Consider the following 13824-nt stretch of genomic DNA (forward strand, 5'->3'; position numbering starts at 1 on the left):
GTCCGGTGCCAGCGCGACCGGGCACAGTGCGCGCATGACCGGCACAACCGAATGCTCAGCAGCGGCCGCACCCGCCCTGTCGGAACTGGTGACCGACTTCCTGGACCAGGTGTGGAATCAGGGCCGCACCGATCTCGCCGATCGCTATGTGGCCGCCGATCTGATCCAGCACAATCCGTGCCTGCCCGACGGCCGCGAGCCGCTGATCCAGCTCATCGACGGCCTGCGGCAACGTTTCCCGCTGGCCCGCTTCCTGATCCGGCGGATGGCCGCCCAGGGCGATCTGGTCTTCGCGCACAGCCTCTTCACCACCGGACCCGATGATCGCGGGATCGCCGTGATCGATGTGTTCCGCATCGAGCACGGGTTGATCGCCGAGCATTGGGACCTCAGGGAGAGCGTGCCCGATGCGACGGTGGGCGGCCGGGACATCCTCTGAATCACGTCCCGGCCGGGTCAGTTCAGCCGGCGCTGCACGAATTCGGCTATGTCCCTGGTGGATTCAGCGGCCTCGGGGGTGTCGCGCATGATGGGGTAGACGTGCGGGAGACCCTCACCGACGCGGAGGGTCACGTCCACGCCCGCCGCACGGGCCGCCTCGGCGAAGCGCTCCGAGTCGCTGAGCAGCGTCTCGGCGGTACCGACCTGGATCAGCACGGGCGGCAGGCCGGTCAGGTCGGCGAACAGGGGCGAGGCGAGCGGATTCCGGGGGTCGCCGCCCGCCATGTAGGCGCCCCAGGCAGCGCGCAATGCGGCAGCCGTGAAAATGGGGTCCTCGTCTTCGCGTTCGGTGACGGAAGCGCCGGAGACGGTCATATCGAGCGCCGGGGACAGCAGCACGGTGGCGGCGGGGAGCTCCTCGCCCGCGTCGCGCAGCGCGACCGTCAGCGCGGTGATCAGATTGCCGCCCGCCGAATCACCCGCCAGCACAATCGAATTCGCGGGCACGCCCTGATCCTCACGCAGCCAGCGCCAGACCGCGCGCACATCGTCGAGCGGGGCCGGGAACGGATGTTCCGGTACGAGACGGTATTCCGGGAACAGCACCCGCACCCCGGCGGCGCGGCCCAGACGGGCGACGAGCTCGCCGTGACTGTGCAGGGAACCCAGCGAGAACCCGCCGCCGTGGACGTACACGAGGACCCGGTCGGACTTCACGTCGGGCGCATCGACCCAGTAGGCCGGTACTCCCCCGGCCGAAACCTCGCTCACCCGAACGTCTTCCGGGATCTCGTACTCCTTGTCGGCGGGCAGGAAGTTCGCGCGCATCACCGCCAGCGGCACGGGTGTGGCAGGGCGGGCGGCGCTCCGGCGCAGCAGCCCCTCGATCACCTCGCGCATTTCCGGACTCGGCATTTCGTTCCTCCCTCGCGCCGGGGCGTTCGCCGGCCTGTCCGCACCAACCGATACATGCCTGGGAATGTTCCCCGGAATGCGAACGACCCCCGGACCTTTCGGATCCGGGGGTCGCACGAGCAGCGCAGCTAAGCGGAGCCGGAGTTCTCGGCCTTCGGGGCATCTTCCTCGCGCTTGGTGATGCCGTGTTCGGTCCCCTCGTCCGCCTCCTGGTCCGGTTCCGGATTCTCCGGGGAGAAGGTGGCGGGCAGGCCCTTGATGTGCTTGTTCATATTGCGGATGAGCAGCACGGTGCCGGCCAGCAGGACCAGGATGATGACCAGGCCCAGGGGTGAGGCCTTACCGAATTCGGGTCCGGTGGGCGAATTGCTGTCGGCTAAGAGACTGATGATCATCGGTCGGCGTCCTCGGTGTCGGCACTTGCATAGCCCGGAATGACGGCAAAGTCCGGGGTATCGGCGTCGTCGATGCCCGCGAACAGGTCCGTTTCCGGGATGGCGGTCCGGACCCGGGTCTTGACCAGTTCGAATTCCTCGGTGGGCCACAGTCGCTGCTGCATCTCCGTCGGAATGGCGAAGAAGGCCCCGTTGGGGTCGATCTGGGTGGCGTGCGCGCGCAGCGCGTCGTCCCGCTGCGGGAAGTACTTGGCGCATTCGACCTGGGTGGTGACGCGGCCCATGATGTCGCCACGCTCGGTGGCGTAGCGGCGCATGCGGTCCATCCAGTCCTGCATGGGGAACGGTTCGCCGATGCGCTCGTACTCGTCGGCGAAGACCTCGAGCCGGGTGAGGCTGAAACCGTGGTTGTAGTACAGCTTCAGCGGCGTCCACGGTGCACCCGCGTCGGGGAACTTGTCCGGGTCACCGGCCGCTTCGAAGGCGGCCACCGAAACCTTGTGGCACATGATGTGATCCGGGTGCGGGTAGCCGCCCTGCTCGTCATAGGTGGTCATGACGTGTGGCCGGAATTCGCGCACCACGCGCACCAGCCGCTCGGTGGCCTCCTCGAGCGGGACCAGCGCGAAGGAGCCTTCCGGCAGCGGCGGCAGCGGATCGCCTTCGGGCAGGCCGGAATCCACGTAGCCGAGCCAGGTCTGCTGCACGCCGAGCGCCTCGGCGGCCGCGGCCATCTCCTCGCGGCGCACCTCGGAGATGCGGTCCTTGATGCCCGGGGTGTCCATGGCGGGATTCAGGATGTCGCCGCGTTCGCCACCGGTCAGGGTGACGACCAGGACGTCGTTGCCTTCCGCGGCATAGCGCGCGGCGGTCGCCGCACCCTTGCTGGATTCGTCGTCCGGGTGGGCGTGTACCGCCATGAGGCGAAGACCACTCACTTCTCAGTCACCTCACCGATCACAGTGTTCACCTCATGCCGTTTGCCGCGCTTGTTTGAAGTGACAGCCAGGGGATGGCGTCAGATCTGCATTCCCTATAGTTCCATCCGTTCGATGTTTGTTCCGACCTACCCCCCGGGAGCGTCCGCCATGAGCGAAAGACCGGCCGACCGGTACGGTATCGCGCCGCGACGCAACCGCCGCTGGCTGCCGTACGCGCTGGGCCTGGTCGTGATCCTCGCGGGCCTCGGAGTCGCCTATGTGGGCTACAAGAACTTCGGACCACAGGACATCGAACCCGACCGCGTCGGCTACGACATCATCGACGACCACACCATGAGCGTCGACTTCAAGGTGACCCGCAAGGATCCCGGTAAGCCCGTAGTCTGCTGGGTACGCGCCATGAGTGGCGACACCGACGAGGTCGGCCGGCGCGAAGTGCTGGTCCCGGCATCCACCAGCGGCACGGTCCGCATCAACACCACACTGCGCACCACGGCACGGGCCGGCGCGGGCAATGTCTACGGCTGTAGCGATAAGGTTCCCGCCTACTTGCGCGCCGAGTGAAAAGTCCGTTCCGCAACCCGCTTTGATGCTTCTACCAGCACCTTTGCAAATCGTGCTAAAATGGCGCGATACACGGTTCCGGAGTTCGGAGCCGTGTTTGCTGCATTGACGGCCCGGCCTGTCGGAAGCTTCCCCAGGATCGCTCTAGCCGTCCACTGTTGCTGTGCCCATTTCCGGGTGGGACCGGTGACGGGCAAGAGGGAATCCCGGCCTGCCGGGGACAACTACTAGGGAGTGATCGAGATGACTGAGAACGTGACCTGGCTGACACCGGAGTCGCACGAGAGGCTCAAGAGCGAACTCGACGCGCTCATCGCCAACCGTCCGGTCATCGCGGCCGAAATCAACGAACGACGCGAAGAGGGCGACCTCAAGGAGAACGGCGGCTACCACGCCGCGCGTGACGAGCAGGGCCAGCAGGAAGCGCGTATCCGCTCGCTGCAGGAACTGCTGAACAACGCCAAGGTGGGCGTCGCGCCGACCAAGTCCGGCATCGCACTGCCGGGTTCCGTCGTCAAGGTCTATTACGACGGCGACGAAACCGATACCGAAACCTTCCTCATCGCCACCCGCGAAGAGGGCCTGGGCAACGGCAAGATCGAGACCTACTCGCCCAACTCCCCGCTGGGCGGCGCACTCCTCGACGCCAAGGTCGGCGATACCCGCGAATACACCTTGCCCAACGGCAAATCCATGAAGGTGACACTGGTCTCCGCCGAGCCGTACCAGAGCTAGGCTCCCCCGCCTCTCCGCGACTTCAGCGCCCGGCTCAGAGCCGTAGCCCGTTGGGCACGCGTGCCGGCGGCCGCGAACGACACCGATTTCAGTGGTACCCGGTGAGTTACCCGGATCTTGCGAAATCAGTTGTCGCGTACCGAACAAGAACAAAGCGCCGCACCGTTTCCGGTGCGGCGCTTTGTTTTTCATCGGCTGGTGCTAGGCCAGGGCCCGCTCCACGTCGGCGAGGAGGTCGCTGATGTCCTCGATACCGACCGACAGGCGAACCAGGTTGTCGGGGACCTCGAGGGCGGAACCCGCGGTCGAGGCGTGGGTCATGGCGCCCGGGTGCTCGATGAGGGATTCGACGCCGCCCAGGGATTCGGCCAGGGTGAAGATCTTCGTCTTGGCGCAGAAGTCCAGCGCCGCCTGCTTGCCACCGTGCACGCGCACCGAGATCATGCCGCCGAAGCGGCGCATCTGCTTCTGCGCGACGGTGTGGCCCGGGTGTTCGGGCAGGCCGGGGTAGATGACCTGCGCGATCTTCGGGTGATTCGAGAGGAACTCGGCCAGGGTCTCGGCATTGTCGCAATGCCGATCCATGCGCAGTGCGAGGGTCTTGATGCCGCGCATGGTGAGGAACGCGTCGGTCGGGCCCGGTACCGCGCCGGCGCCGTTCTGCAGGAACGCGAACTTCGTGTCCAGTTCCTGATCGTTCGTGATGAGCGCGCCGCCGACCACATCCGAATGCCCACCCAGGTATTTGGTGGTCGAGTGCAGCACGATGTCGGCGCCGAGCAGCAGCGGCTGCTGCAGGTACGGGGAGGCGAAGGTGTTGTCCACCACCAGCTTCGCGCCGCCATTGTGCGCGACCGCGGCGAGCGCGGCGATATCGCCGATGTTCAGCAGCGGGTTGGTCGGGGTCTCGATCCACACCAGCTTGGTGTTCGGCCGCATGGCCGCCGCCACCGCATCCGGATCCGATACCGGCGCCACCGAGTACTCGATCCCCCACTGCGTGAAGACCTTGTCGATGAGCCGGAACGTGCCGCCGTACGCATCGTTCGGAATCACCAGATGATCGCCCGGACGCAGATTCGAGCGCAGCGCACAGTCCGTGGCCGCCATGCCCGAGGCGAAAGCGCGGCCGTACGTACCGGATTCGATGGCGGCCAGATTGGCCTCCAGCGCGGTGCGGGTCGGATTCCCGGTGCGCGCGTATTCGTATCCGCCGCGCATCCCGCCCACGCCGTCCTGGGCGAACGTCGAACTCGCATAGATCGGCACATTCACCGCGCCGGTCTGAGGGTCCGGATCGAACCCGGCGTGCACGGCGCGAGTGGAGAAACCAAGCTGATCGCTCATGCGCACAGCCTAAGGATGTGCTCTTCGAGCTCCTCCGCCGGGGCCGCACCCGGGGATATGGTGAGGCCATGGTCACCGTAGAGGAGCTCTTCGCCATCGATTCCCTGCTCGACGATGAGGAGCGGGATATCCGCGCCACCGTCCGCGCATTCGCGGCGGACCGGTTACGGCCGCATATGGCGGAATGGTTCGAGGCGGGGACCTTCCCGGCCCGGGAACTCGCGCCGGAGCTGGGGAAACTGGGGCTGCTCGGCATGCATCTCGAGGGATACGGATGCGCCGGCACCTCGGCCACAGCGTACGGACTGGCCTGTATGGAGCTGGAGGCCGTGGATTCCGGTGTGCGGAGCATGGTTTCGGTGCAGGGGTCGCTCGCCATGACCGCGATCCACAAATACGGGTCCGAGGAACAGAAGCTGCGCTGGCTGCCGGAGATGGCGGCGGGACGGCTGCTCGGCTGCTTCGGGCTCACCGAACCGGATTTCGGCTCCAACCCGGGCGGGATGCGGACGCGGGCGCGACGCGATGGGGACGACTGGATCCTGGACGGGTCCAAGATGTGGATCACCAACGGGTCGGTCGCCGATGTGGCGGTGGTGTGGGCGCAGTCGCGCGAAGGTGAGCGCGATGTCATCCGCGGGTTCGTGGTTTCCACGGACACACCGGGTTTCAGTGCGCGGGAGATGCATCACAAGCTGTCGCTGCGCGCGTCCATCACCGCGGAACTCTCGCTAGACGGCGTGCGGCTGCCCGCGGACGCCCGGCTGCCCGAGGCGCGCGGACTGGCGGCGCCGCTCGGATGTCTCAGCGAAGCGCGCTTCGGCATCATCTTCGGCGCGCTCGGCGCGGCACGCGATTGTCTTTCCGCCACAATCGATTACGCCCGCACCCGCGAAGTGTTCGACAAGCCGCTGGCCGCCTACCAGCTGACCCAGGCCAAGCTGGCCGATATGGCGCTCGAACTCGGCAAGGGCGAACTGCTGGCGCTGCAGCTCGGCCGGCTCAAGGACCGGCACGAGATCCGGCCGGAGCAGATCAGCGCGGGCAAACTCAACAGCACGCGGGAGGCGATAAAGATCGCCCGCGAATGCCGGACCATCCTCGGCGCCAACGGCATCACGCTCGAATACCCGGTGCTGCGGCACGCGAACAATCTCGAATCCGTCCTCACCTATGAGGGGACGGCCGAGGTACATCAGCTCGTGCTCGGCGAGGCTCTCACGGGTTCCAAGGCCTTCCGCTGACCATCCGGAAGTCCTTACAACGGACCGGCGGCGCAGGCACAACGGCCGCCGGTCCGTGACCGATCCGAACGATCCACGGGCAGGTATGCGCGATATCTCACAGCGGGTCCCTCACGCACGCCCCAAGAGCTAGCATGACCAGGTGTTTTTGCCCGGCTCCGCACTGCTCGTCGTCTCGGCGCGCAAGACCCTGAACCGTCTGCAGCGCACGCACGGAGCCGCGGCCCTGTTGGCCGCCAACGAGTTTCCGGGCCTGGCCGCAGCGATCGACCAGCATGCCGCCGCCATCCGCGACATCCTCGACCTCGGCGTCGAGAACTCCAGCCAGGTCCCGGTCAGCGTCCTGCTAGCCGGCTACGCCCGCGGCCTCCTGGAAACCCTCCACGACACCACCCCCACCCCCCAATCCCCCACCGACTGGCAACAAGCCGACTGGACCCACCTTCGCCTCGCCGCCGTCTGCTCCCTCGCCCGCGGATAGGCACGACTCCGTAACGCGCTGCTCCGCCGCCACACACCGGGCAATCAGCCGCGGAACCTGAGCCCCGGACCGAGCGCCGATCCTGCTCAACGCCACCGGCATTGAGCACTGCGGCCGCGAAAGCCCCACCCACCCCACACCGGCTGACATTCGGACGCAGCCGAACCTCGAGGCATAGGCCCGGCGCAACGGTGCGGCCCGTAATACGGAAGCGCCCCGCGCACGAAAGTGCGCGGGCCGCTTCACTTCTCACCACCCAGCCGCGGGCGTCGAGTGGCACATGAGGGTCGGGGTACTCGCGGTTTACGACCCTGGTGTGCCACTCGGCGGGCGGGGTCAGGGGATGCCGGGGTGGTCGCCTCGATCGCGGGGGTCGCGGTCGCCTCGATCTCGGGGGTCACGGGGGTCGCGGTCGCCTCGGTCACGGGGGTCGCGTTCCGGCGGTTGGGGTTGCATGCCCGGCTGGGATTGCATGCCGGGTTGGGGTTGGACGGGCATCTGGCCGGTGGAGTAGCCGCCGGGTTGGCGGAGGTAGGGCTGCTGGGCGTAGCCGGTGGCGGAGGCCACGGGCTGGTCGGCCCATTTGCCGGGGGGCATCTGCTGGCCGGGCATGGGGTATTGGCCGGGGGGCATGTTCTGCTGGGCCATCATTTGCTGTTGCATCATGGCGCGCTGGCGGGCGGCGTCTTCGCGGCCGCGCTGGTAGGCCTGGGCGTGGCCCTTCACTTCGGGCATCTCGCCTTCGATGGTGTCGAGCCAGCCTTCCCAGCGTTGCTGCATGGGCCGGATGAGGCCGCCGCCGATGCCGATGATGAGGACGCCGGCGATGGTGGCGAGCACCGTGATGAGGATGGGCATCGTCACCGAGGTACCCACGCCGATCTGGTTGAGTGCCGCGATAATGCCTACGCCCCAGATGAATACGGCGGCGACCCGGCCGAGCATGCGGCCGTATTCCAGGCCGCTGAGCATGTTCGCGATCAGGTCCATGACCACCTTGGCGATGGCCCCGGCAATGCAGACGATGACGATGGCCACCGCCAATCGCGGCAACCATGCCACGATGCCGTTCAGCATGGTGCTCACCGGGTTCGGCCCGAAGATGCCGAAGCCGAGCTGCAGGGTGATCAGCAGAACCGTGTAGTACGCCAGCTTCGCGATGAGCGTGGTGGCGTCGTAGCGGCCGCGGGCCAGCATTTCCTTGATGCCGGCGCGTTCCACCAGGCGGTCGAAGCCGAGCCGGTTCAGGATGCGGGACACCAGCCTGGCGACGATCTTCGCCACGAACCACCCGATGACCAGAATCGCCAGGAATCCGACGAACTTCGGCACGAACTGCGCGACGGAACTCCACGCGTCCGAGAGCCCCTGCTGGAAGTCGATAGCCAAACTCGAGGTGTGCATGTACCCCGTCCCTTCGCTATCTGCTCCGGCCGAGTTGCCGGAACTGTGTCCAAGGGCGTTATACCGCTAGTCGATCACCGTTTGCAGCTGTTTGCGAAATAGTTGCCAAATCGCGTGCTCAGAAATTGCCAGCAGGCTCGGCAGCGTCGTCGAGCAAACTCAGTACGCGCTGTTGACGTTATCCATCGAGCCGTAGCGGTGGGCCGCGTAGTTGCAGGCCGCGACGATATTGGCGACCGGATCCCAGATATTCGTGGAGGTGCCGTCGACGTGGTACGCGTTGAACGTCGGATCGATCACCTGCAGCAGGCCCTTGGACGGGATGCCCATGGCCGCATTGGAGTCGTACAGGTTGATCGCCTGAGGGTTGCCACTGGACTCACGCAGCACGTTGCGGAGGATGCCGTCATAGCTGCCCGGGATGCCGCGCTGGGACATGATGTCCAGCGCCTGGCGGATCCAGCCGTCGAGGTTGTCGGCGTAGACCGGCGCGGGCGGCGGGGCCACCGGCGGCGCGGGGGCCGGCATCGGGGCGGGCACGGGGGCCTGGGCGGGGACCAGGACGCGGGGCAGTTGCGCCTTCGCGGGTGCGGCGACGGGCGCCGCGGCCGCCAGGGTCTCTTTCAGCGCCGCGGGGCGCACATCACCCTCGGCGGTGCCGGCGGCGGTGATGATGGAGCCGAGAACTCCGAGAGCCAGAGCGGCGGTGCCGGCAGTACGGGCGGCGGCAACCACCTTGCTACGTCTGGCAGGGTCACGCAGGGCAGTCATGGCGTTCGTGGGCATGGCGAATTCGGATTCCTGTTCGGTTTCGGTGGCTCGCAGGCCGTGAGAAGGCAGCATTCGAGTACGCGGGCACCGGGTGGCGCCCACCTGAGAGCTGATGCTGTTATGCGATATTTTTGTGAGACCCGTTACGGGCCAATGGAATCAGACGCTCCATGGAGGTCAGCGGGTACGCACGCGGCCATCCCGGCCACGCGGCCTCATCGCACCTATGTGGTGATGACGTTCCGCATGTGAAATTCACATCTCCTTGCGCCTTGCAGACTTGTGGTCTGTTTCCGACAAGGTCACAGCTTGATTGCGCAAAGTTAACGCCGTCTGAACCAAAGTTGAACAGACGGTGAACCGGTCCGTTAGGCAACTCCGGGACCTGCATTAATACAAGCGCTGACCTGGCCGTTCAATTGAAACCACGAAGTGTTTCAGATCACAGATGAATTTAGCCCGCCCGCGACGATATACAGAGATTTGCCCGATTTATCGACGTGTAATCGGCGTTTCGCACCCGTTTCACACTGGTCTGGTGATCATTTAGCAAATCCCAAGGGTTAAATGCAGCCCCATTAGTAACATCCGTAACGCTGAATAAAGAATCGGCAACGTAACTCGGCCCCGTATCCGTCTACGTGGCACAAATCCAGTCGTCAGAAACCTCCCTACGAGCCCGGCGACAGCTGCTCGCCGTACCCGTCCTGCTCGCCGGAGCGGCCGTGGCGGTCGTGCTCGGCGTCGTGGCCAAGCACTACGGACCGGGCACCACCGCCCTGCCGACCTGGGGATTCTCCGGGCCGTCCGTGTTCAAGGCCTACCTCAGCAGCGTGATCCTGGTGCTCGTGATCGGCCAATTGCTCACGGCCGTATGGATCTACCGCTTCCGCGCACCCCGCTTCGTGCACCGATACCACCGGCTCAGCGGCGCACTGGCTTTCGCGCTCAGCCTGCCGGTCGGCTTCTATTGCCTGTACACCTTCGGCTTCCAGTTCGGGCCGCAGGTGCCGACCCGCACCTGGGTGCATTCCCTTGCGGGACTTACCTTCTACGGCGCCTTCGCCGCGAAGATGCTCACGCTGCGGCTGCGCAACGCGCCGGGCTGGCTGTTACCCGTGCTGGGCGGCCTCGTGTTCACGAGCTTCGTGCTGGCGTGGACGCTGACCGCCGCCTGGTGGTTCCGCACCATCGGCTTCGGAACCTGATGCGGGCCCGTCGAATCGGCGCAGTACCCGCATGAGCAGCGGCAGCAGCAGCATCATCCCGAGCAGCCGGACGGTCTGCACGCTGGTGATCAGGGGCAGGTTCGCACCCATCTTGTCGGCCGTCGCCAGCACCGCGTTGATACCGCCGGGAGTCGTCGCCAGGTACAGATCCGACAGTGCGAAGTTCACGAAATAGGCCAGCCCCAAGGCCATTCCCGCGACCAGCACGGACAACGCCACGATGGCGACGGCCATACCCGGGATCATGCGCGCCATCTCCCGCACCACCTGGCGGGTGAACCGGGCGCCCACGTCGAAACCGATGAGCACGAACAGCAGATCCTTGAACAGATGCGTGGGCGCGTACCCGTGACTCAGCCCCAGTGCGGTGACCACCGCCGTGACCAGCATCGGGCCCAGCAGCGCGGCATTGGGCATCCGCAACCAGCCGCCGAGCCGAACGCCTATGAGGCACAATGCGATCGCGATCGCCAGGCCGGCGAGCTGGTCACTGCGGCCCATGATCATCCAGTACGGCAGGTCCGGATCGGTGACGGAACCGCCGAGAGTGGCCGAGCTGTAAGAGATTCCGGCCTGATCATCGAGCAGCGCGGCAATGGCCGGGGCGCTCAGCGCGACCAGGGCGACGCGTAGGTATTGCATGAAGGCCACTCGCCGCGGATCGGCGCCGAGATCGTCGGCGGCCGACACCACGGCGGCCGAGCCACCCGCCAGCATCCCCAGCGTCGCGGTCCGGACATCCATTTTCACGGCCCGCGCGAAGATCAATGCGACGACAATGCTGACCACCACCGTGGCGGCCGTGATGGCCAGCACCGGCAGTAGATCCAGGCCCAGCGAAGTCAGCAGCGAGACCTGCAGATAGCTGCCCATGAGCACGCCCAGCATGGCCTGCACACCCGTATTGACCTGCCGCGGAAGCGGCTTCGGCAGGGTGCCCGTTAGCGCGAGCACCGCACCTGTCACGATCGCCAGAATCATCTGCGGCGCGGGCACCCCCACCCGGCCCAGCAGGGCCGCGCCGCCCAGCACGGCGGCTGACAACGCTATCCATGAGATCGCTTGCCGGGGGTTCATGCCTATCGATCTTGCCCGGCGCTCATGAACATTCAGTAACGACGCAGTTATCCTGCCGAACCTGGCCTGTGACGACACCGACCCCCATGCGCCCGGGGCGGCAGAAGTGGCCTGGATCAACATCACTGGACCGGCAGACCCGAATCACTCGGCCGACATGTATCTGGTCACTCGAGCGACAGCGCCGGGCCGGTAATGCGGACCGCCCGCCGGACCATGAGGTCCGGCGGGCGGTTGCGCCGTAGCGGTCGGGAACTAGCCCAGCACGCCGGTGCTGAGGAAGCCCAGCAGGTCGTGGCGGGTGATGACGCCCACCGGCTTGCCGTCCTCGATGACCATGAGGGCGTCGGTGGACTCCAGCAGCTTGGTGGCGGCCGAGATGGGCTCGCCGGCGCCGATCAGCGGGAAGGCCACGCTCATGTGCTTGGAGACCGGATCGGTGAGCTTGGCGCGGCCCTCGAAGACGGCGGACAGCAGGTCCCGCTCGGAGACCGAGCCGGCGACCTCGCCCGCCATGATCGGCGGTTCCGCGCCGACCACAGGCATCTGGGAGACGCCGTACTCGCGCAGGATCTCGATGGCGTCGCGCAGGGTCTCCTGCGGGTGCGTGTGCACCAGGTCCGGCAGTTCACCGGACTTGCCGCGCAGCACATCTCCGACGTGTGGGTCGGCGTTCTTGCCGTCCAGGCGCGAGCGCAGGAAGCCGTAGGAGCTCATCCACTGGTCGTTGAAGATCTTGGACAGGTAGCCGCGGCCGCCGTCCGGCAGCAGCACGACCACGACCGCGTCCGGATCGCGCTCGGCGACCTTCAGCGCCGCCACCACGGCCATCCCGCAGGAGCCGCCGACCAGCAGGCCCTCCTCGCGGGCCAGGCGGCGGGTCATCTCGAAGGAGTCGGCGTCGGAGACGGCGATGATCTCGTCCGGGACGGCCGGGTCGTAGGCGGTCGGCCAGAAGTCCTCACCGACGCCCTCGACCAGGTAGGGGCGGCCGGTGCCGCCGGAGTAGACCGAGCCCTCGGGATCCGCGCCGACGATCTTGACCGTGCCGCCGGAGATCTCCTTCAGGTAGCGCCCGGTGCCGGTGATGGTGCCGCCGGTGCCGACGCCGGCCACGAAATGCGTGACCTTGCCCTCGGTATCGCGCCAGATCTCCGGACCGGTGGTCTCGTAATGCGATTCGGGGCCACCCGGGTTGGAGTACTGGTTCGGCTTCCACGCGCCCGGGATCTCCCGGACCAGGCGGTCGGAGACGTTGTAGTAGCTCTGCGGGTCCTCCGGCGCGACGGCCGTCGGGCACACCACGACCTCGGCTCCGTAGGCGCGCAGCACATTTCGCTTGTCCTCGCTGACCTTGTCAGGGCAGACGAACACGCACTTGTAGCCGCGCTGCTGCGCGACCAGGGCCAGGCCCACACCGGTGTTGCCGGAGGTCGGTTCGACGATGGTGCCGCCCGGCTTCAATAAGCCGTCCTTCTCGGCGGCATCGATCATCTTGACGGCGATGCGGTCCTTCGAGCTACCGCCCGGGTTCAGGTACTCGACCTTCGCGGCCACCAGTCCCGAGTTCGGACCGACGACGGAGTTCAACCGTACGAGCGGGGTGTTTCCGATCAAGTCGACGACATGGTCAGCAATACGCATGCCACACATCGTTGCAGAAAGGTGACGCGAGCCTTCGCGCACGTCGGAGATATCACGATCGCCCGGTTTACCATCGCGGGTATGAGGACGCCGAAAACCGCGTGCACAGCCTTACTACTCGGAACCCTCACGGCCGCGGCCATGATCGCCGCGAGCCCGCCCGCGGGTGCGCAGACCTTCGAATTTCCTTCCGTGCCAAGCCTGCTCCGGGATGGCCTGTGCGGCACGAACATCCGCACCTGGGCAAATACCGATCCGCAGTGGCCGGGCCGGGCGATCATCAATATGCAGGCGCTGCCGGTGATCGGAATCGGGCCCGGGGACTACAGTTTCGCACCGCAGTGCGAGGCTCTGACCACCGTCGCCTGGCGAAATCTGGACACCGGCGCGCAGGGCCGGTACGTGGAGAACATCGTGGCCGGCTTCTACGGCAGCATCCAGTACTCCCTCTTCCAGGACACCGGGCCGGGCCGCATCGATGTGACGGTCTTCACCGACAACGCCAACGTGCCTGCACACAGCAGCTTCGTCGTCCCCCAGTGAGCGATATCCCACAGTTCATCCACTGGGATGTGCCCATACCTGATGTTTGAGGCTCGACACACTCGTCGTAAATTCGAAGTTGGTTCACCCCTG

The 13824-nt window shown here is 66.4% G+C and carries 15 protein-coding genes; 7 read left to right on the forward strand and 8 right to left on the reverse strand.

The window, feature by feature from the left end; genetic code table 11:
• The first annotated feature begins 34 nt into the window (after window positions 1–34).
• A complete protein-coding gene (locus ACIP5Y_RS14550; RefSeq protein ID WP_400350360.1) occupies window positions 35–439 on the forward strand; it encodes a nuclear transport factor 2 family protein in 405 nt (134 codons plus the stop codon).
• Window positions 440–456: 17 nt separating this feature from the next.
• Here the strand turns inward: ACIP5Y_RS14550 and ACIP5Y_RS14555 are convergent, their stop codons facing one another.
• The 3 genes from ACIP5Y_RS14555 to mca form a co-directional block, all read right to left on the reverse strand.
• The gene (locus ACIP5Y_RS14555; protein ID WP_400350361.1) at window positions 457–1356 is read right to left on the reverse strand and encodes an alpha/beta hydrolase; all 900 of its coding nucleotides are present in this window, start codon (window positions 1354–1356) and stop codon (window positions 457–459) included.
• A gap of 128 nt (window positions 1357–1484) precedes the next feature.
• Window positions 1485–1751, reverse strand: coding sequence for a hypothetical protein (locus tag ACIP5Y_RS14560; protein ID WP_400350363.1), 267 nt, complete (start codon window positions 1749–1751; stop codon window positions 1485–1487).
• Window positions 1748–2671, reverse strand: coding sequence for a mycothiol conjugate amidase Mca (gene mca / locus ACIP5Y_RS14565; protein ID WP_400351277.1), 924 nt, complete (start codon window positions 2669–2671; stop codon window positions 1748–1750). Before mca ends, ACIP5Y_RS14560 begins: the two co-directional genes overlap by 4 nt.
• Window positions 2672–2839: 168 nt before the next feature.
• On the opposite strand from mca, the gene ACIP5Y_RS14570 reads away from it, so the two are divergent.
• Entirely contained in the window at window positions 2840–3256 is a 417-nt protein-coding gene (locus ACIP5Y_RS14570; protein WP_400350365.1) for a DUF4307 domain-containing protein, read from the forward strand.
• Between the two features lie 243 nt (window positions 3257–3499).
• Window positions 3500–3991, forward strand: coding sequence for a transcription elongation factor GreA (greA, locus tag ACIP5Y_RS14575; protein WP_396999984.1), 492 nt, complete (start codon window positions 3500–3502; stop codon window positions 3989–3991).
• Window positions 3992–4192: 201 nt separating this feature from the next.
• On the opposite strand, the gene ACIP5Y_RS14580 is transcribed toward greA, so the two are convergent.
• A complete protein-coding gene (locus tag ACIP5Y_RS14580; RefSeq protein WP_400350367.1) occupies window positions 4193–5338 on the reverse strand; it encodes a cystathionine gamma-synthase in 1146 nt (381 codons plus the stop codon).
• Window positions 5339–5406: 68 nt separating this feature from the next.
• On the opposite strand from ACIP5Y_RS14580, the gene ACIP5Y_RS14585 reads away from it, so the two are divergent.
• Window positions 5407–6582: an acyl-CoA dehydrogenase family protein gene (locus ACIP5Y_RS14585; protein ID WP_400350369.1), complete on the forward strand. Its 1176-nt coding sequence runs from the start codon at window positions 5407–5409 to the stop codon at window positions 6580–6582.
• Window positions 6583–6724: 142 nt separating this feature from the next.
• Window positions 6725–7063, forward strand: a complete 339-nt coding sequence (locus tag ACIP5Y_RS14590; protein WP_400350371.1) for a DUF6401 family natural product biosynthesis protein — start codon at window positions 6725–6727, stop codon at window positions 7061–7063.
• 336 nt (window positions 7064–7399) lie between these two features.
• Here the strand turns inward: ACIP5Y_RS14590 and ACIP5Y_RS14595 are convergent, their stop codons facing one another.
• Both ACIP5Y_RS14595 and ACIP5Y_RS14600 read right to left on the reverse strand, forming a co-directional pair.
• The gene (locus ACIP5Y_RS14595) at window positions 7400–8467 is read right to left on the reverse strand and encodes a hypothetical protein (protein WP_400350373.1); all 1068 of its coding nucleotides are present in this window, start codon (window positions 8465–8467) and stop codon (window positions 7400–7402) included.
• Between the two features lie 159 nt (window positions 8468–8626).
• Window positions 8627–9253, reverse strand: a complete 627-nt coding sequence (locus ACIP5Y_RS14600) for a transglycosylase SLT domain-containing protein (RefSeq protein ID WP_400351278.1) — start codon at window positions 9251–9253, stop codon at window positions 8627–8629.
• 626 nt (window positions 9254–9879) lie between these two features.
• On the opposite strand from ACIP5Y_RS14600, the gene ACIP5Y_RS14605 reads away from it, so the two are divergent.
• Complete coding sequence (locus ACIP5Y_RS14605; protein ID WP_400350375.1) at window positions 9880–10446, forward strand: DUF6529 family protein; 567 nt, start codon at window positions 9880–9882, stop codon at window positions 10444–10446.
• Here the strand turns inward: ACIP5Y_RS14605 and ACIP5Y_RS14610 are convergent.
• Together ACIP5Y_RS14610 and ACIP5Y_RS14615 are read right to left on the reverse strand one after the other, a co-directional pair.
• Window positions 10351–11544, reverse strand: coding sequence for an AbrB family transcriptional regulator (locus tag ACIP5Y_RS14610; RefSeq protein ID WP_400350377.1), 1194 nt, complete (start codon window positions 11542–11544; stop codon window positions 10351–10353). The two genes, ACIP5Y_RS14605 and ACIP5Y_RS14610, sit on opposite strands and share 96 nt — an antisense overlap.
• A 255-nt stretch (window positions 11545–11799) precedes the next feature.
• The gene (locus tag ACIP5Y_RS14615; RefSeq protein ID WP_400350379.1) at window positions 11800–13188 is read right to left on the reverse strand and encodes a cystathionine beta-synthase; all 1389 of its coding nucleotides are present in this window, start codon (window positions 13186–13188) and stop codon (window positions 11800–11802) included.
• Window positions 13189–13269: 81 nt separating this feature from the next.
• Between ACIP5Y_RS14615 and ACIP5Y_RS14620 the strand changes: the two genes are divergently transcribed.
• Window positions 13270–13731, forward strand: a complete 462-nt coding sequence (locus tag ACIP5Y_RS14620; protein WP_400350380.1) for a hypothetical protein — start codon at window positions 13270–13272, stop codon at window positions 13729–13731.
• The last annotated feature ends 93 nt before the right edge of the window (window positions 13732–13824 follow it).

Origin of the sequence: Nocardia sp. NPDC088792 (assembly GCF_044750615.1) — a bacterium.
Classification (GTDB): Bacteria; Actinomycetota; Actinomycetes; order Mycobacteriales; family Mycobacteriaceae; genus Nocardia.